At 60.9% G+C, this 16,970-nt stretch carries 17 protein-coding genes; 11 read left to right on the top strand and 6 right to left on the bottom strand.

What is annotated here, in order from left to right; genetic code table 11:
- Positions 1-14: 14 nt before the first annotated feature.
- A complete protein-coding gene (locus AC07OT_RS17110) occupies positions 15-545 on the bottom strand; it encodes a DUF5943 domain-containing protein (RefSeq protein WP_178920183.1) in 531 nt (176 codons plus the stop codon).
- Between the two features lie 52 nt (positions 546-597).
- A complete protein-coding gene (locus AC07OT_RS17105; protein WP_010207105.1) occupies positions 598-1,575 on the bottom strand; it encodes a dipeptidase in 978 nt (325 codons plus the stop codon).
- Between the two features lie 221 nt (positions 1,576-1,796).
- Here AC07OT_RS17105 and AC07OT_RS17100 point away from each other — a divergent pair, with 221 nt between their 5' ends.
- Positions 1,797-2,198, top strand: coding sequence for a lysozyme inhibitor LprI family protein (locus AC07OT_RS17100; protein WP_027606004.1), 402 nt, complete (start codon positions 1,797-1,799; stop codon positions 2,196-2,198).
- A 41-nt stretch (positions 2,199-2,239) separates the two neighbouring features.
- On the top strand, positions 2,240-2,656 hold the full coding sequence (locus AC07OT_RS17095) for a DUF3010 family protein (protein ID WP_495108575.1): 417 nt from the start codon (positions 2,240-2,242) through the stop codon (positions 2,654-2,656).
- Positions 2,657-2,779: 123 nt separating this feature from the next.
- Here the strand turns inward: AC07OT_RS17095 and AC07OT_RS17090 are convergent, their stop codons facing one another.
- Both AC07OT_RS17090 and AC07OT_RS17085 read right to left on the bottom strand, forming a co-directional pair.
- Positions 2,780-3,958 (bottom strand): AAA family ATPase, encoded by a 1,179-nt coding sequence (locus tag AC07OT_RS17090; protein WP_495108574.1) that lies wholly within the window; start codon positions 3,956-3,958, stop codon positions 2,780-2,782.
- Between the two features lie 68 nt (positions 3,959-4,026).
- Complete coding sequence (locus AC07OT_RS17085) at positions 4,027-4,971, bottom strand: GlxA family transcriptional regulator (protein ID WP_193603513.1); 945 nt, start codon at positions 4,969-4,971, stop codon at positions 4,027-4,029.
- A 193-nt stretch (positions 4,972-5,164) separates the two neighbouring features.
- On the opposite strand from AC07OT_RS17085, the gene AC07OT_RS17080 reads away from it, so the two are divergent.
- The 6 genes from AC07OT_RS17080 to AC07OT_RS17055 all read left to right on the top strand — a co-directional run bounded on the left by AC07OT_RS17080 (position 5,165) and on the right by AC07OT_RS17055 (position 10,276).
- Positions 5,165-6,109 carry a choline ABC transporter substrate-binding protein gene (locus tag AC07OT_RS17080; protein ID WP_092490303.1) on the top strand — a complete coding sequence of 315 codons (945 nt, stop codon included), beginning with the start codon at positions 5,165-5,167 and terminating at the stop codon, positions 6,107-6,109.
- A 73-nt stretch (positions 6,110-6,182) separates the two neighbouring features.
- Positions 6,183-7,070 (top strand): 3-dehydrocarnitine:acetyl-CoA trimethylamine transferase CdhC, encoded by an 888-nt coding sequence (cdhC, locus tag AC07OT_RS17075; RefSeq protein WP_027606009.1) that lies wholly within the window; start codon positions 6,183-6,185, stop codon positions 7,068-7,070.
- Positions 7,071-7,140: 70 nt separating this feature from the next.
- Positions 7,141-8,106 carry an L-carnitine dehydrogenase gene (locus tag AC07OT_RS17070; protein ID WP_495108573.1) on the top strand — a complete coding sequence of 322 codons (966 nt, stop codon included), beginning with the start codon at positions 7,141-7,143 and terminating at the stop codon, positions 8,104-8,106.
- A 13-nt stretch (positions 8,107-8,119) separates the two neighbouring features.
- Positions 8,120-8,596, top strand: a complete 477-nt coding sequence (locus AC07OT_RS17065; protein ID WP_495108572.1) for a thioesterase family protein — start codon at positions 8,120-8,122, stop codon at positions 8,594-8,596.
- A 9-nt stretch (positions 8,597-8,605) separates the two neighbouring features.
- Complete coding sequence (locus tag AC07OT_RS17060) at positions 8,606-9,766, top strand: gamma-butyrobetaine dioxygenase (protein ID WP_495108571.1); 1,161 nt, start codon at positions 8,606-8,608, stop codon at positions 9,764-9,766.
- A gap of 246 nt (positions 9,767-10,012) precedes the next feature.
- Entirely contained in the window at positions 10,013-10,276 is a 264-nt protein-coding gene (locus tag AC07OT_RS17055) for a hypothetical protein (protein WP_027606014.1), read from the top strand.
- A gap of 104 nt (positions 10,277-10,380) precedes the next feature.
- On the opposite strand, the gene gbdR is transcribed toward AC07OT_RS17055, so the two are convergent.
- The gene (gbdR, locus tag AC07OT_RS17050) at positions 10,381-11,484 is read right to left on the bottom strand and encodes a choline metabolism transcriptional regulator GbdR (protein WP_065938176.1); all 1,104 of its coding nucleotides are present in this window, start codon (positions 11,482-11,484) and stop codon (positions 10,381-10,383) included.
- Between the two features lie 537 nt (positions 11,485-12,021).
- Positions 12,022-13,398, bottom strand: coding sequence for an L-serine ammonia-lyase (locus AC07OT_RS17045; RefSeq protein ID WP_495108570.1), 1,377 nt, complete (start codon positions 13,396-13,398; stop codon positions 12,022-12,024).
- 415 nt (positions 13,399-13,813) lie between these two features.
- Here AC07OT_RS17045 and AC07OT_RS17040 point away from each other — a divergent pair, with 415 nt between their 5' ends.
- The 3 genes from AC07OT_RS17040 to choV all read left to right on the top strand — a co-directional run bounded on the left by AC07OT_RS17040 (position 13,814) and on the right by choV (position 16,851).
- Positions 13,814-14,761, top strand: a complete 948-nt coding sequence (locus AC07OT_RS17040) for a choline ABC transporter substrate-binding protein (RefSeq protein ID WP_495102007.1) — start codon at positions 13,814-13,816, stop codon at positions 14,759-14,761.
- A 69-nt stretch (positions 14,762-14,830) separates the two neighbouring features.
- On the top strand, positions 14,831-15,676 hold the full coding sequence (gene choW / locus AC07OT_RS17035) for a choline ABC transporter permease subunit (protein ID WP_016972877.1): 846 nt from the start codon (positions 14,831-14,833) through the stop codon (positions 15,674-15,676).
- Entirely contained in the window at positions 15,673-16,851 is a 1,179-nt protein-coding gene (gene choV, locus AC07OT_RS17030) for a choline ABC transporter ATP-binding protein (protein WP_115485618.1), read from the top strand. Before choW ends, choV begins: the two co-directional genes overlap by 4 nt.
- Positions 16,852-16,970: the final 119 nt, after the last annotated feature.

Genomic DNA, 16,970 nt, shown 5'->3' with positions numbered 1-16,970 from the left:
GCACGGTCCTCGGCTTACAACGGCTTGACGGTGAACAAGCCGTCATCGTGGCCCTCTTCGGAGCCTCCGTAGACTTGTTCGGCCACGGTGCGGATCTGGCTGCCACGGGCTTGCAGAATCTGGTCCATGGCGCCGGCAAACCAGCCGGTGAACATGTAGTCGACTTTGCGCCCGACCTTGCCGTACACATAGACGAAGGCCGAGTGTTCGAGCTTGACGCTGGCGGTGCCTTTATCCAGGTCGATGTCCTGGATCTTGAACAGGCCCCAGCCGCGTTGCGACAGGCGCTTCATGTAGTGCTCGAACACCGCGACGCCTTCCAGGCCATGGCATTCAGCTTCTTTCTCGCACCAGTGCCAGGCGGATTTGTAGCCGGCCTTGTAGAGGATCTCGGCGTAGGCCTCGGCGCCCAGCACTTCTTCGATGCCTATGTGGTTGTTGACGAAGAAATGGCGCGGCACGTACAGCATCGGCAGGGCGTCGGACGTCCAGACACCGGTTTCGCTGTCGACTTCAATAGGCAATTGCGGGGCGATCTTGGCCATGGAAACTTAACTCCAGAAAAATTCGTTGTGGTGTAGCCCGTGGATAGTTGGCTTATTCGCCCCAAACGTCCTTCAAGACGTTGACCCAGTTCTCGCCCATGATCTTGCGCACTACACGCTCGGGGTGGCCGCGCTTGAGCAGGGTCTCTGTCAGGTTGGGGAACTCGCCGACGGTGCGGATGCCCAGCGGGTTGATGATCTTGCCGAAGCTGGTCAGGCGGCGGGCGTAGCCCTTGTCATGGGTCAGCATTTCAAAGAAATCCTGGCCATGGCCCTGTGTGAAGTCGGTGCCGATACCGATGGCGTCTTCGCCGACGATATTCATGGTGTATTCGATGGCTTCGGCGTAGTCGTCGATGGTCGAATCGATGCCCTTGGCCAGGAACGGCGCGAACATGGTCACGCCGACAAAGCCGCCGTGGTCGGCGATGAACTTCAGCTCTTCATCGGACTTGTTGCGCGGGTGTTCTTTAAGGCCGGACGGCAGGCAGTGGGAGTAGCACACCGGTTTTTTCGATTCGAGGATGACTTCTTCGCTGGTCTTGGAGCCGACGTGGGACAGGTCGCACATGATGCCGACGCGGTTCATCTCGGCGACGATCTCGCGCCCGAAGCCCGACAGGCCGCCATCGCGCTCGTAGCAACCGGTGCCGACCAGGTTCTGGGTGTTGTAGCACATCTGCACCACACCGACGCCGAGCTGCTTGAAGATCTCCACATAGCCGAGCTGGTCTTCAAATGCATGGGCGTTCTGGAAGCCGAAGATGATGCCGGTCTTGCCCTGTTCCTTGGCCTTGCGGATGTCGGCGGTGGTTTTCACCGGGATCACCAGGTCGCTGTTCTCGCGGATCAGGGTCTGGCTGGCGACGATGTTGTTGATCGTGGCCTGGAACCCTTCCCATACCGACACAGTGCAGTTCGCGGCGGTGAGGCCACCTTTGCGCATGTCCTCGAACAGGTCGCGGTTCCACTTGGCAATGATCAGCCCGTCGATAACGATGCTGTCGGCGTGCAATTCGGCTGGGCTCATCAGGCGTCCCCTTATTTTGGCGATTCATGCGCCGAATCGTCTGCCGGCGCTTTGGGGCCAGCATATGCCCAGGGGCCGACCGAGCCGGGTGCAAAAACGACAGGGGAATTGCCGAAAGCGTCAATCCACGACAAAGGCTGTTATGAGCGGTCTGACTGGCGGCTGTTATTTGTCTTACGCTTGAGCCAGAATTCCCGCATCACCTGATATGAGACGGCGCAATGAAATCGATTTTCCTGGCTTTGGCACTCATCGCAACCGGCGTCCACGCGGCCGAAGACACCGACAGCACGCCGTGCGATGGCATCGAAAACGACAAGCAAACCCTGGAATGCGCCACCTACAACAAAACCACTGCCGAGCAATTGCTCAAGGATAATTATCAGGGCCTGCTGGAACGCATGCATTCCACCTATGGCAGCGACAAGACCAAACTCGCCGACATTACCGCTCGTCTGAAGGATGCCCAGCAGAAATGGGAAAAACTGCGTGACGCCGATTGTGCGGTGGACACCTTTCCAGCGGTGACGGGCACCAAGGCCTATGCGATTGCGCAAAATGACTGCCTGGCGCGGATGAGTGATGAGCGGTCGGAGTTTTTGGAGTCGATTGGGCAGGAATAAGCGACAATCGCCGCCACTTTCTCTTTGAACCAAGGCCATTCATGACTATCTGCGGCATCGAAATCAAAGGCAGCGAAGCCATCATCGCCGTCGCCTCCCTGGACAACCAGGCGCTGGGCCACGTCGCCCTGGCCACCAAGAAAATCGCCCTTGATGACGACGATGAAGCTGGCAACGTCAAAGCCTTCGCCGCCCAGGTGAGGGCGTTCGTGCAGGAAAACGCCATCCAGCGCATCGCCATCAAGAAACGCAGCAAGAAAGGTGAATTCGCCGGTGGCCCGACCACGTTCAAGATTGAAGGGGTGTTTCAACTGCTGGAGGGGGTTGAGGTGACGCTGCTGTCGCCGCAGACCATCAATGCGCAGAACAAGAAGCACAACTTTGATCTGCCGGCGACGCTGAACAAGTATCAGCATGAGGCCTTCAAGGCGGCGTGTTCGGCACTGCTGAAGAAGTAAGCTACACCACAATCCAATGTGGGAGGGGGCTTGCCCCCGATAGCGGTGAGTCAGCCAAAGCTGTATCAACTGACAGTCCGTCATCGGGAGCAAGCCCCCTCCCACATTAGATGTGTGGTGTTTTCAGTGGGATGTATGGCGCTTGTGCCGCAGCCAGTCGCCGAACGTTTTGTCTTCCAGGGCATACCCACCCCGACTCGACTTCCACACCAGCTCCTTGTCACGCAACGCATCGATGCAGGCCTGGACGGTCTGGGTGCCCGGCACCACGTCGCTGCCCATGGCTTCCAGCGCCTTGCTGACAGCCGTGAGGGTGCTGTCGGTGAAGGGCGCGAAGGGTTCGTTGTTCTGGGAGCGCTCCACCATCACCTCCAACACCGCACGTTGCGGGATAGTCAGGGCGTTCCAGGCGCTTTCGAACTCGGTCCATACACCCGCGCGCAGCAGTTCGGCGCGACTGTGCAGCAATTGGCCCAGATTGCTCGCCTCGCCCAGTTCCAACGCGACTTCACCGATGATCGTGCGCAACATCTCGGGACGCCGGCCTACCAGCTCAAACGCCTCATCAATATCAGCCGCGCTGAACTGGTTGGTCTCGGCCAGGTGCGCGTTGAGGTGCACGGTGTAGGCTTGGGTGAACTCTTTACCCAGCAGCGGAAACGGCGTGATGCTGGAACCGAAGAACGGCTGGCTTTTACCCAATACCAAATGGGCGAGTTTGTCGCGATTGGAACCGGTAAACACCAGGCGCAAGCCGCTGCCCTCTTCGTCACGGCCCTGGTTGAGCTGATCCCGGGCAGCCTTCAACGCGAACATCGCATTGATACCCGACTCGGTGGTCAAGGCGTGCTGCGCTTCGTCAATCACCAGCACAACGGGTTTTTCTGCTGCACTGTGGAGCAATTCCAGGGCTTGGGTCAGCGTCGCACCGACAGGCAATTGTGGCTGGGTAAAGTCCCAGGAGAGCGTTCGCAGAAAGCTCAGTTTCTCGATGCCAATATTCTTGGCCAGTTTGCGGATGCCCTTTTCATAGGGAACCAGGGCAGCCGCAATAGCACTGGCAATCAACTCCGCAGGATCTTTCTCCTTGTCAGCCCAGAGATCCACATACACCGCCAGCCAGCCCCGGAGCTGACATTCCGGAATCAGGTCTTCGCGCAGGAAAGTGCTTTTGCCGGTGCGACGGGGCGCCGCGAGGAACAGGCCGGAGGTGAAATCCTGAATACCGGCGCCCACCAGGCCATCGGCAATACTGCTTGCCAGGGCGGGGCGGCGGAACACGAAGCCGCTGTGCTTGGACATGGATTTATACTCAATTATGAAAACAACTATAAATTATAGTGATGAGTATAATTCACTATAATTGCCCGTCAAACCACCTCCCGTCGCCGATCCTCCCTCGGACACTTGGCAAACCTCGCCCGATAACTCCGGGTGAAATACGACGGCGACTCGAACCCGCAGGCAATGCTCACCTCCAGCACGCTCATATCGCTCTGGCGCAGCAGCTGCCGGGCTTTTTCCAGGCGCAGGCCAAGGTAGAAGTTGCTCGGGGTATCGTTCAAATGCAGGCGAAACAGACGCTCCAACTGGCGCCGGGTAACTTTGATCGCGTCGGCCAACGCCAAGGTGCTCAGGGGCGGTTCGGTGTGCTGCTCCATCTCTCCGATCACTTGCACCAGCTTCTTGTTGTTGATGCCGTAGCGCGTGGCGATCTGCATGCGCTGGTGGTCCTTGCGCGGGCGGATGCGGCCGAGTACGAACTGTTCGGAGACCTGGATCGCCAGGTCGGCGCCGTGGGCCTGGGCGATCAGGTCGAGCATCAGGTCGATGGAGGCGGTGCCGCCGGCGCAGGTGATGCGGCGGCGGTCGATTTCGAACAGTTCCTGGGTCACGCTCAGGTGCGGGTACGACTCCTTGAAGGCATCGATGGCTTCCCAGTGCAGGGTCAGGCGATGACCGTCGAGCAGGCCGGCTTCGGCGAGCACGCAGGCGCCGGTGTCGATGGCGCCGAGGGTCACGCCGTCATGGTCCAGGCGGCGCAGCCAGTGCTCCAGCGACGGCGTGGCGAACTGCAGCGGTTCGAAGCCGGCCACCACCAACAGCGTCGCACCCTTTTTCAGCGGTTCCAGCGCGGCGTCGGCATTGACCGACATGCCATTGCTCGCCAGCACCGCGCCGCCATCGGCGCTCAGCACATGCCAGCGGTACAACTCGCCACGAAAGCGGTTGGCCACGCGTAAAGGTTCCAGTGCAGAAATAAAGCCAATGGCCGAGAACCCCGGCATCAGCAGAAAGTAGAAATCCTGGGACATGGTGGCGCTCTCGTAGGACGGGCAGCGTGGCACTGTGATACTCCCGTTCTCGGGTGGATTCAAGGGGGCAGGTCGCTGCAGTGCAAGAGCTGGTCGCCGCCGTGCGTTTTGTCGCCTCCAAAGCTACGTAACTTGGCCTCACGGCGCACAAAGACGCCGGCCCCCACAATAACGACCTGCCGAGGGATCCACCATGAACCGACTGATTCGCCGCTGCGTGCTTGCACTCAGCGCCAGCGCCATCTTGAGCACGAACGTATGGGCTGCCGACGCGGCATCCTGCCAGAACGTGCGCATGGGCGTGGTGAACTGGACCGACGTCATCGCCACCAGCGCCATGACCCAAGTGCTGCTCGACGGCCTCGGCTACAAGACCAAACAAACCAGCGCCTCCCAGCAAATCATCTTCGCCGGTATCCGTGACCAGCGCCTGGACCTGTTCCTCGGCTACTGGAACCCGCTGATGACCCAGACCATCACGCCGTTCGTCGACGCCAAGCAAATCAAAGTCCTCGACAAACCCAGCCTGGAAGACGCCCGCGCGACCCTCGCGGTGCCGACTTACCTGGCGGACAAAGGCCTGAAGACCTTTGCCGACATCGCCAAATTCGAGAAGGAGCTGGGCGGCAAGATCTACGGCATCGAGCCGGGCTCGGGGGCCAACACCCAGATCAAGGCGATGATCGCCAAGAACCAGTTCGGCCTGGGCAAGTTCCAACTGGTGGAATCCAGCGAGGCCGGCATGCTTGCCGCCGTGGACCGTGCGGTACGCCGCAAGGAAGCCGTAGTGTTCTTCGGCTGGGCGCCGCACCCGATGAACGTCAATATCGCGATGACCTACCTCACCGGCAGCGACGACGCCCTGGGCCCGAACGAAGGCATGGCCACCGTCTGGACCGTGACCGCGCCGACCTACGCCGAACAGTGCCCCAACGTACACAAGCTGCTGACCAACCTGACCTTCACCGCCGCCGACGAGAGCCGGATGATGCAGCCGTTGCTGGATCACAAGGATGCCCTCGAGTCCGCCAGGCAGTGGCTCAAGGATCACCCCCAGGACCAGGCGCGCTGGCTCGAAGGCGTGACCACCTTCGACGGCAAACCGGCTGCAGCCAACCTGCAACTCACCAGCAAATAACCTGATTTGAACCACCGTGTCGCAGCCGCTCCTGGCTGCGAACGGCACCACTACGCCCGTAAGGAACCGCCCCATGAACCACGACGTCATCATCACCTGCGCACTCACCGGTGCTGGCGACACGACCGCCAGAAGCCCACACGTGCCGGTCACCCCCAAGCAAATCGCCGCCGCCGCGGTGGAAGCCGCCAAGGCGGGCGCCACCGTGGTGCACTGCCATGTGCGCGACCCCGAGACCGGCAAGTTCAGCCGCGACGTCGCCCTGTACCGCGAGGTGATGGAGCGCATCCGTGAGGCCGACATCGACATCATCGTCAACCTCACCGCCGGCATGGGCGGCGATCTCGAGATCGGCGGCGGCGAGCACCCGATGGAGTTCGGTCCCAATACCGACCTGGTCGGCCCGCTGACCCGCCTGGCCCATGTGGAAGAGCTGCTGCCGGAAATCTGCACCCTGGACTGCGGCACCCTGAACTTCGGTGACGGCGACACGATTTACGTCTCCACGCCGGCGCAGTTGCGTGCGGGCGCCAAGCGCATCCAGGAACTGGGCGTGAAGGCCGAACTGGAGATCTTTGATACCGGCCACCTGTGGTTCGCCAAGCAGATGATCAAGGAAGGCCTGCTCGACAACCCGCTGTTCCAACTGTGCCTGGGCATTCCATGGGGCGCGCCGGCCGACACCACCACCATGAAGGCCATGGTCGACAACCTGCCCGCCGACGCGGTGTGGGCCGGGTTCGGGATCGGCCGCATGCAAATGCCCATGGCCGCGCAAGCGGTGCTGCTGGGCGGCAACGTACGGGTCGGCCTGGAGGACAACCTGTGGCTGGACAAAGGCGTACTTGCCACCAACGGCCAACTGGTGGAACGCGCCGGCGAAATCCTCAGCCGCCTGGGCGCGCGGGTCATGACCCCGGCGGAGGGTCGCATCAAGATGGGCCTTACCAAACGCGGCTAACCGAATCAAAAAATGTGGGAGGGACTTGCCCCCTCCCACAGGGAATCACCGAACGCTCTAGGAATTTGCCATGCGCTTTATCACTGAGATCAAAACCTTCGCCGCCCTGGGCAGCGGTGTCATCGGCAGCGGCTGGGTGTCCCGCGCGCTGGCCCACGGCCTGGATGTGGTGGCCTGGGACCCGGCGCCGGGTGCCGAAGCGGCGCTGCGCAAGCGCGTCGCCAATGCCTGGGGCGCCCTGGAAAAACAGGGCCTGGCACCCGGCGCAGCGCAAGACCGCCTGCGCTTTGTGGCCACCATCGAAGAATGCGTGAAAGAGGCCGACTTCATCCAGGAAAGCGCCCCGGAACGCCTGGAACTGAAACTGGAATTGCACAGCAGGATCAGCGCCGCGGCCAAGCCCGATGCATTGATCGGTTCAAGTACCTCGGGGCTGTTGCCGAGTGAGTTCTACGAGGGCTCGACCCACCCGGAACGCTGTATGGTCGGCCATCCGTTCAACCCGGTCTATCTGTTGCCGCTGGTGGAAGTGGTCGGCGGCAAGAATACCGCGCCGGAAGCGATCCAGGCCGCGATCAAGGTGTATGAATCCCTTGGTATGCGCCCGCTGCATGTGCGCAAGGAAGTCCCCGGGTTTATCGCCGACCGCTTGCTCGAAGCGCTGTGGCGCGAGGCATTGCACCTGGTGAATGACGGCGTGGCCACCACCGGCGAGATCGACGATGCCATCCGCTTTGGCGCCGGCTTGCGCTGGTCGTTCATGGGCACCTTCCTCACCTACACCCTGGCGGGCGGCGATGCGGGCATGCGCCACTTCATGGCGCAGTTCGGCCCGGCGTTGCAGTTGCCGTGGACCTACCTGCCGGCTCCGGAGCTGACCGACAAGTTGATCGACGATGTGGTCGATGGCACCAGCGACCAGTTGGGCAAACACAGCATTTCTGCGCTGGAACGCTATCGTGATGATTGCCTGCTGGCGGTGCTGGAAGCGGTGAAAACCACCAAAGCCAAGCACGGCATGACCTTCGCCGAATAACGGAACCCTCACCATGCCTGCACTGACCACCTACACCACCCCAGTCCTTGCCGACTGGGTGGACTACAACGGCCACCTGCGCGACGCGTTCTACCTGCTGATCTTCAGCTACGCCACCGACGCGCTGATGGACACCCTCGGCCTGGACAGCGAAAACCGCGAAGCCAGCGGCCATTCGCTGTTCACCCTGGAACTGCACCTGAACTACCTGCACGAGGTGAAACTAGGCGCCGAAGTGGAGGTGCGCACGCAACTGATCGCCCACGACGCCAAGCGCCTGCACCTTTATCACAGCCTGCATTTAGTGGGCGATGAGAAAGAACTGGCCGGCAACGAACAGATGCTGCTGCACGTCGACCTGGCGGGTCCGCATTCGGCCCCGTTTGCCGAGGCGACGTTGGAAAAACTCATTGCAATCAGCGCTGAGCAAGCCGACCTGCCAAGGCCCGCGCTCCTCGGCCGAGTGATTGGACTGCCCACGAAAAAATAAGGAGCCATCATGCAAACCGCCGCCGCTGTTGCCGACTTCCGTACTTACCCGAAACTCTGCGACCTCGCCGATGCACAGGTGCTGGACGATCAGGTTCGCGTGACATGGGCCGATGGCCGGGTGAGCCCGTTTCACCATCAGTGGCTGCGGGACAACTGCCCGTGCACGCAATGCGTGTACAGCGTGACCCGCGAGCAAGTGCTGGAAATTGTCGATGTGGATGAAAACCTCGGCGCCATCAGCGTGCGTATCGACCAGGGATTCCTCAGCGTGGAATGGCACGGCGGTCATCGCAGCCAGTACGATCCCGGCTGGCTGCGGGCCCATGCCTACGACGATGAATCCCGCGCCGAACGCCGGGCGGCGAAAGCAAAATCGCGGCTCTGGGACAACACCTTCGAACTGCCTATATTCGACTACGCGGCGGTCATGCAAGACCCTGCGGCGCTGCTGCAATGGCTGCTGGCCTTGCGTGACGCGGGCCTGACGCAAATGCGCGGCGTACCCACCGAACCCGGCTCCCTGGCGCGTGTTGCCCAGCGTATTTCATTTATCCGCGAGAGCAATTTCGGCGTGCTGTTCAACGTGCAATCCAAGGCCGATGCCGACAGCAATGCCTACACCGCTTTCAACCTGCCCTTGCACAGTGATTTGCCGACCCGGGAGCTGCAACCGGGGCTGCAATTCCTGCATTGCCTGGTCAACGATGCCGACGGGGGCGAAAGTATTTTTGTCGATGGGTTTGCCATCGCCAATGCCCTGCGCGAGGAGGATCCCGAAGCATTTCGGGCGTTGTGTGAAATACCCGTGGAGTTTCGCAACAAAGACCGTCACAGCGACTATCGTCGCCTCGCGCCGATCATCGCATTGGACGCCTTGGGGGATGTGGCAGAGATCCGCATGGCCAACTTTTTGCGTGGGCCGTTCGAGACGTCGGTGGCGCAGATGCCGTTGCTGTATCGGGCTTATCGACGCTTTATCGCGATGACGCGCGAGGCGCGCTTTCGGCTGGTCAAGCGCCTGAACCCGGGCGAGCTGTGGTGCTTCGATAACCGCCGCACGTTGCATGCGCGCAATGCGTTTGATCCCACCTCCGGGGCGCGGCACTTTCAGGGTTGCTATATCGACCGGGATGAACTGCTTTCACGAATCCTGGTGCTGCAGCGCTAAAAAAGCCCCGGTCCAGCCGTGACTGGATCGGGGCAGAGTGCCTTGTGTGAGCCGTGCATCCCGAGGGTGACCAAACCTTCAAGCTGCTTGCTGATGAACAGTGTGCCTATTACTTCAGTGGGTAAATGGCCCGAAAACGACACGCTCATAGCCATCTGAGCCATTCGTGCATTCTGCCCTTGCCGACCGGCCGGGGGCCTACCAGAATCCAAGTCGATCCCCGCTCCCTTCACCAGGATAAACGTCATGATGCATGCGGATTTGATTGACCAGGATGACCTGCTGAGCCAACTGCGCTCCCTGGGTTTCGAGGTGTCCAGCGGCGCCAGCGCCGAACAGGCTTGCGAGTGCGCGGTACGCGGTTTGAGCGAAGCGCGGGCCAAGGCGCTCAAGGGTATGGTTGAGCAGATGTACACCGGCAGTGCGACGATTTTGCCGGCGGTGCGCCAGGCGATCGACAAGCAGTTGTTGCCAGCGCTGATGCAGTTCAAGCAGAACTCCGGCGCCTGACAGACCGCTATCGGGGGCAAGCCCCCTCCCACATCTGGCCAGGTTCGTCATGACAACTCGGTCACGTGTGGGAGGGGGCTTGCCCCCGATGCAGTCAACTCGGTTTAAAGCCGTACACTCGCGAAAGTCGACTCATTGCGCGCCTGGCTCAACGCCGACATCGGCCCCGACAACGGTGACAATACCAGCGCCTGCGGAATCGGCATCATCGCCACCTGCTGGGTGGTGTTGGAGCCTACGCGCTCATCCCGTGGCGGAATGCCGAAGTATTCGCGGTAGCACTTGGAGAAGTGTGGCGTGGAGACAAACCCGCACACCGAGGCCACTTCGATGATCGACATCGGCGTTTGCTTGAGCAACTGCCGCGCGCGAATCAGGCGCAGCTTGAGGTAGTAGCGCGACGGCGAGCAGTGCAGGTATTTCTGGAACAGCCGCTCCAGCTGGCGACGCGACACGGCGACGTACACCGCCAGTTCGTCGAGGTCGATCGGCTCTTCGAGGTTGGCTTCCATCAGCGCGACGATTTCCTGCAGCTTCGGCTGGTTGGTGCCCAGCATGTGCTTGAGCGGCACACGCTGGTGATCCTGTTCGTTGCGGATGCGCTCGTACACGAACATCTCGGAGATCGCCGCCGACAGTTCGCGGCCGTGGTCGCGGCTGATCAGGTGCAGCATCATGTCCAGTGGCGCGGTGCCGCCCGAACTGGTGAAGCGGTTGCGGTCGAGGGTGAACAAACGGGTGCTCATCGACACGCGCGGGAAGGCTTCCTGCATCGACGCCAGGCATTCCCAGTGCACGCTGCAATCGAAGCCGTCGAGCAGACCGGCACAGGCCAGGGCCCAGCTGCCGGTGCACACCGCGCCAAGGCGACGGGACTGGCGCGCCTGGCTTTGCAGCCACGACACATGCTCACGGGTCACGGTGCGCTGGATACCCACGCCGCCGCACACAATCACAGTGTCCAAGGCCGGGGCTTTGTGCATGGAGGCATCTGGGGTGATTTGCAGACCGTCGCTGGCCCATACCTGATTGCCGTCGACACTCAGGGTTGTCCAGCGATACAGCTCGCGGCCGGACAGCTGGTTGGCCATGCGCAGCGGTTCCACGGCCGACGCCAGGGAAATCAGCGTGAAATTGTCCAGCAGCAAAAAGCCGATGGATTGAGGCGCACGGTTCTGGGGTTGGGCCCCGGAGTTGAACGACGTCATCGCGGTATCTCCTCACACAAAGCAGGTGATGGCCTCAGGCGAGGCTCTTGTTATTGCGCTCTTCATCCGGCAAGGCGAGAGGCTTTGAATTGGTAGAGCAAATGCCATGCCTAAATTTGAATGGCCATTCAACAAATCCTGAAAACGACCTGATGACGCGTCTAAATAAGCCCACGCGGTAAGTGCGGGATATGGCCGAAAATGGAGTGACAGCCGCCCTGCTCAAGGGGTGTGAGCAGTTCGGTATCACTTGTGGGAAGGCGCTTTCAGCGCGTAGGAAAAGTCTGTCACCGCACGCACAGGTGACGGGTGGTCGAGGGGAAAATCGTTTGGAAGCTACTTATCTGTTTGCGACGCGCTAAAAGGTGGCGATTTTGGTTGGAGTGTTCACTTGTAGTGAGCGGGCTCGCCCCGCGCTGGGTGGCGAAGCCGCCCCAAAATCACGCGACCGGGTTTTATCTGAAACTATGTGGTGCCTTTACCCAGCGCGGGGCAAGCCCGCTCACCACAAAGGCCCTGTTCATCACAACAAGCTAATCAGCACTCCACCGCACTGACCGCCAACCCGCCCCGGGACGTCTCTTTGTACTTGTCATGCATATCCGCCCCGGTATCGCGCATGGTGCGGATCACGCGGTCCAGGGAGATAAAGTGCTGGCCATCACCGCGCAGGGCCATCTGCGCCGCGTTGATCGCCTTCACCGCGGCAATCGCATTGCGCTCGATGCACGGCACTTGCACCAGCCCGCCCACCGGGTCGCAGGTCAGGCCGAGGTTGTGCTCCAGGCCGATTTCGGCGGCGTTGCACAGTTGCTCCGGGGTTGCGCCGAGGATCTCCGCCAGCCCGGCAGCGGCCATGGCGCAGGCCGAACCCACTTCACCCTGGCAACCGACTTCAGCCCCGGAGATCGAGGCGTTCTTCTTGCACAGGATCCCCACCGCCGCCGCACTGAGCAGGTAGTCGACCACGTTGGCTTCGGTGACTTCGTCGCTGAACTTCATGAAGTAGTGCAGCACCGCCGGAATGATCCCCGCCGCACCGTTGGTGGGCGCCGTGACCATGCGTCCACCGGCGGCATTTTCTTCGTTCACCGCCAGGGCGAACAGGTTGACCCACTCCATCGCACTCAAGGTCGAGCCGATCACATTGGGCTTGTTCAACTCCTGCAGGCTGCGGTGCAACTTGGCGGCACGACGGCGCACATTGAGGCCGCCGGGCAAGATGCCTTCGTGCTTGAGGCCCTCCTCCACGCACGCCTGCATGGCGCGCCAGAGTTTCATCAGGCCACTGCGGATTTCGTCTTCGGAGCGCCAGACTTTTTCATTGGCCAGCATCAACTCGGCAACGTGCAGGTTGTGGGTCTTGCACAGCTGCAACAACTCCACCGCGCTGGAGAAATCATAGGGCAACTCGGTGCGGTCCATGTCCGCCACGCCGCTCTGCGCCTGGGTTTCATCCACCACGAAACCACCGCCCACTGAGTAGTAGGTGTCGCGGTGCAGCTCGCCGTCATCACCAAACACCACCAGGGTCATGGCGTTGGGGTGGAACGGCAGGTTTTCGTCGAGCAGGCGCATGTCCCGGGCCCACACGAACGGCACGGGCAAACGCCCGTCGAGCAGCAATGTGTCGGTTTCGCGCAGGGTGTGGATGCGCAGGCCGATCTGCGACGGATCGATCGCGTCCGGCCACTCGCCCATCAAGCCCATGATGGTGGCGGTGTCGCTGCCGTGGCCGACGCCGGTGGCGGACAGCGAACCGTACAGCTGAACTTCGACACGCCTGACTTGTTCCAACAGTTCACGTTCACGTAACCCCTGGACGAACAACGCCGCGGCGCGCATGGGGCCGACGGTGTGAGAACTGGAAGGCCCGATGCCGATCTTGAACAGGTCGAAAACACTGATAGCCATTGCGGTAGAACTCCTCGATAAGCACGGCCAGGCTTGAACGAGGTGCTACGCTCAGATCGCCCAGATGGCGGCATCATCAAGCTTTTGCTGTCGCTCACGGCGTCTCACACCGACGCACCCATGCTCACCAGCGTCGCTCCCGTGCGATCGCCTGTTTCAGCCGTTTTTAGCGGTGCAGATGGGCAAAAACAGCGGTTTTACCTTGGGAAAAACCTGTAAGCGACGTCACCGACACTGGATACGACCCTCCCTGTACTGGATACGACGCCCCCTGTAGGCGTCAGATTTTCACTGGTACATGATCAGTCTCGACTCGTTTGCAAGGCACCGTGGCAGAGCTGTTGCCGCACGCTCCAACCGCAACACTTATAAAGCGCGGCGAATGCCGCCAGAAAAAACACAGGAGTCTACCCAGATGAAAGGTTCACCCTCGTTGTTGTTGGCCGCCATGCTGAGTCTGCCAGTCATGGCGCACGCCGCAGAACCGGAACAGTGCAAGACCGTCAACTTCTCCGATGTCGGCTGGACCGACATCACCGTCACCACCGCGACCACCAGCGAAATCCTCAAGGGCCTGGGCTACAAGACCAAGACCACGATGATTTCCGTTCCTGTGACCTACAAGTCCCTGGCCGACGGCAAGAACATGGACGTGTTCCTCGGCAACTGGATGCCGACCATGGAAAACGACATCAAGCAGTACCGTGATGCCGGCACCGTGGAAACCGTGCGCGCCAACCTGGAAAACGCCAAGTACACTCTGGCGGTACCCGAGGCGCTGTACAACAAGGGCCTGAAAGACTTCGCCGATATCGCCAAATTCAAGGATGAGCTGGGCGGCAAGATCTACGGCATCGAGCCGGGCAACGACGGCAACCGCACCATCCAGACGCTGATCGACAAAGACGCCTTCGGCCTCAAGACCGCCGGTTTCAAAGTGGTCGAATCCAGCGAAGCCGGGATGCTTTCCCAGGTGGAGCGCGCCACCAAGCGTGACCAGGCCATCGTGTTCCTCGGCTGGGAACCGCACCCGATGAACACCCGCTTCAAGATGAAGTACCTGACCGGGGGTGACGATTCGTTCGGCCCCAACTACGGCCAGGCCACCATCTACACCAACACCCGCAAGGGCTACACCGAGGAATGCAGCAACGTCGGTCAGTTGCTGAAGAACCTGGTGTTCACCTTGAACATGGAAAGCACCCTGATGGGCAACGTCCTGGACGACAAGATGAAGCCCGATGCCGCCGCCAAGGCCTGGCTGAAAAATAACCCGCAAGTCCTCGACACCTGGCTCGCCGGAGTCAATACCGTCGATGGCAAACCAGGCCTGGAGGCCGTCAAAGCGTATCTCGCCAAGTAATCCCGCTGACCCCGGGGCGGTGCGCTGCCCCGGGATGTTTTCCCTCTTCGCATGTGGACATTCACTACCATGCTGACTGAACAGAAAATCCCACTAGGCCAGTACATCGCTGCCTTCGTCGAATGGTTGACCCAACACGGCGCCAACTACTTCGACGCAATCGCATCGACACTGGAAACGATGATCCACGGCGTGACGTTCGCGCTGACCTGGTTCAATCCGCTGGCATTGATCGGTCTGATTGCGCTGCTGGCTCACTTTATTCAACGTAAATGGGGACTGACTGTTTTTGTCATCGCCTCCTTCCTGCTGATCCTCAACCTGGGGTACTGGCAGGAAACCATGGAGACCCTCGCGCAGGTGCTGTTCGCCACCCTGGTCTGCGTGGTCATCGGTGTGCCGCTGGGCATTGTTGCCGCGCACAAACCGCTGTTCTACACCATGATGCGGCCGGTGCTCGATCTGATGCAGACCGTACCGACCTTCGTCTACCTCATCCCTACCCTGACCCTCTTCGGGCTGGGTGTGGTGCCTGGGTTGATTTCCACGGTGGTGTTCGCGATTGCCGCGCCGATCCGCCTGACCTACCTGGGTATCCGTGATGTACCGCAAGAGTTGATGGACGCCGGCAAGGCCTTTGGCTGCTCGCGCCGTCAGTTGCTCTCGCGCATTGAACTGCCCCACGCCATGCCGAGCATCGCTGCCGGTATTACCCAATGCATCATGCTGTCGTTGTCGATGGTAGTGATCGCCGCCCTGGTGGGCGCCGACGGCCTCGGCAAGCCAGTGGTCAACGCGCTGAACACCGCCGATATCGCCCTGGGCTTCGAAGCCGGCCTGGCGATTGTGCTGCTGGCCATCATGCTCGACCGCATCTGCAAACAACCCGACGCCAAAGTAGGGGGTGATGCATGAGCATTATCCGATTCGACAATGTCGACGTGATCTTCTCCAAAGACCCACGCGAAGCGCTCAAGCTGCTGGACCAGGGCATGAGCCGTAACGAAATCCTGAAAAAGACCGGGCAGATTGTCGGCGTTGAAAAGGCCAGCCTGGATGTGGAAAAAGGCGAGATCTGCGTGCTGATGGGCCTGTCCGGCTCCGGCAAGTCGAGCCTGCTGCGCTGCATCAATGGCCTCAACACCGTCAGCCGTGGCCAGCTGTTCGTCGAGCATGAAGGTCGCCAGATCGACATCGCCTCCTGCAGCCCCGCCGAGCTGAAAATGATGCGCACCAAGCGCATCGCCATGGTGTTCCAGAAGTTCGCCCTGATGCCTTGGCTGACGGTGCGCGAGAACATCAGCTTTGGTCTGGAAATGCAGGGCCGCCCGGAAAAAGAACGGCGCAAGCTGGTGGACGACAAACTCGAGCTGGTGGGCCTGACCCAATGGCGTAACAAGAAGCCCGATGAGCTGTCCGGCGGCATGCAACAACGCGTCGGCCTGGCTCGCGCGTTGGCGATGGACGCCGACATCCTGCTGATGGACGAGCCCTTCTCCGCCCTCGACCCGCTGATCCGCCAGGGCCTGCAGGACGAGTTGCTGGAACTGCAAAGCAAGCTGAGCAAGACCATCGTGTTCGTCAGCCACGACCTCGACGAGGCGCTCAAGCTGGGCAGCCGCATCGCGATCATGAAAGACGGCAAGATCATCCAGTACAGCGTGCCGGAAGAGATCGTGCTGAACCCGGCGGACGACTATGTGCGCACCTTCGTCGCCCACACCAACCCGCTGAACGTGCTGTGCGGCCGCAGCCTGATGCGCACGCTGGACAATTGCAAACGCGTCAACGGCTCGGTGTGTCTCGACCCGGGCGGCGACTCATGGCTGGACCTGGCCGAAGGCAACACCATCCAGGGCGCACGGCAGAATGGCGTGGTGATGAACCTGCAGAACTGGGCGCCGGGGCAACCGGTGGAAGGCCTGGGTCGAGTCCCGACACTGGTGGATTCGAATATCGGCATGCGTGATGCGCTGCAGATTCGCTACCAGACGGGGAACAAGCTGGTGTTGCATGACAACAATCAGGTGGTGGGGATCCTCGGCGACAGTGAGCTCTACCACGCCCTGCTGGGCAAAAACCTGGGCTGACCACACTGCATAACAACTGTGGGAGGGGGCTTGCCCCCGATAGCGGTGGATCAGTAACAGATGGACTGACTGACACACTGCAATCGGGGGCAAGCCCCCTCCCACATTTAAAGCACCAC

Source organism: Pseudomonas sp. GW821-FHT09C10 (assembly GCF_059418085.1).
The sequence above is the reverse complement of the archived record's forward strand: the minus strand, read 5'-3'. Positions and strand labels throughout refer to the sequence as shown.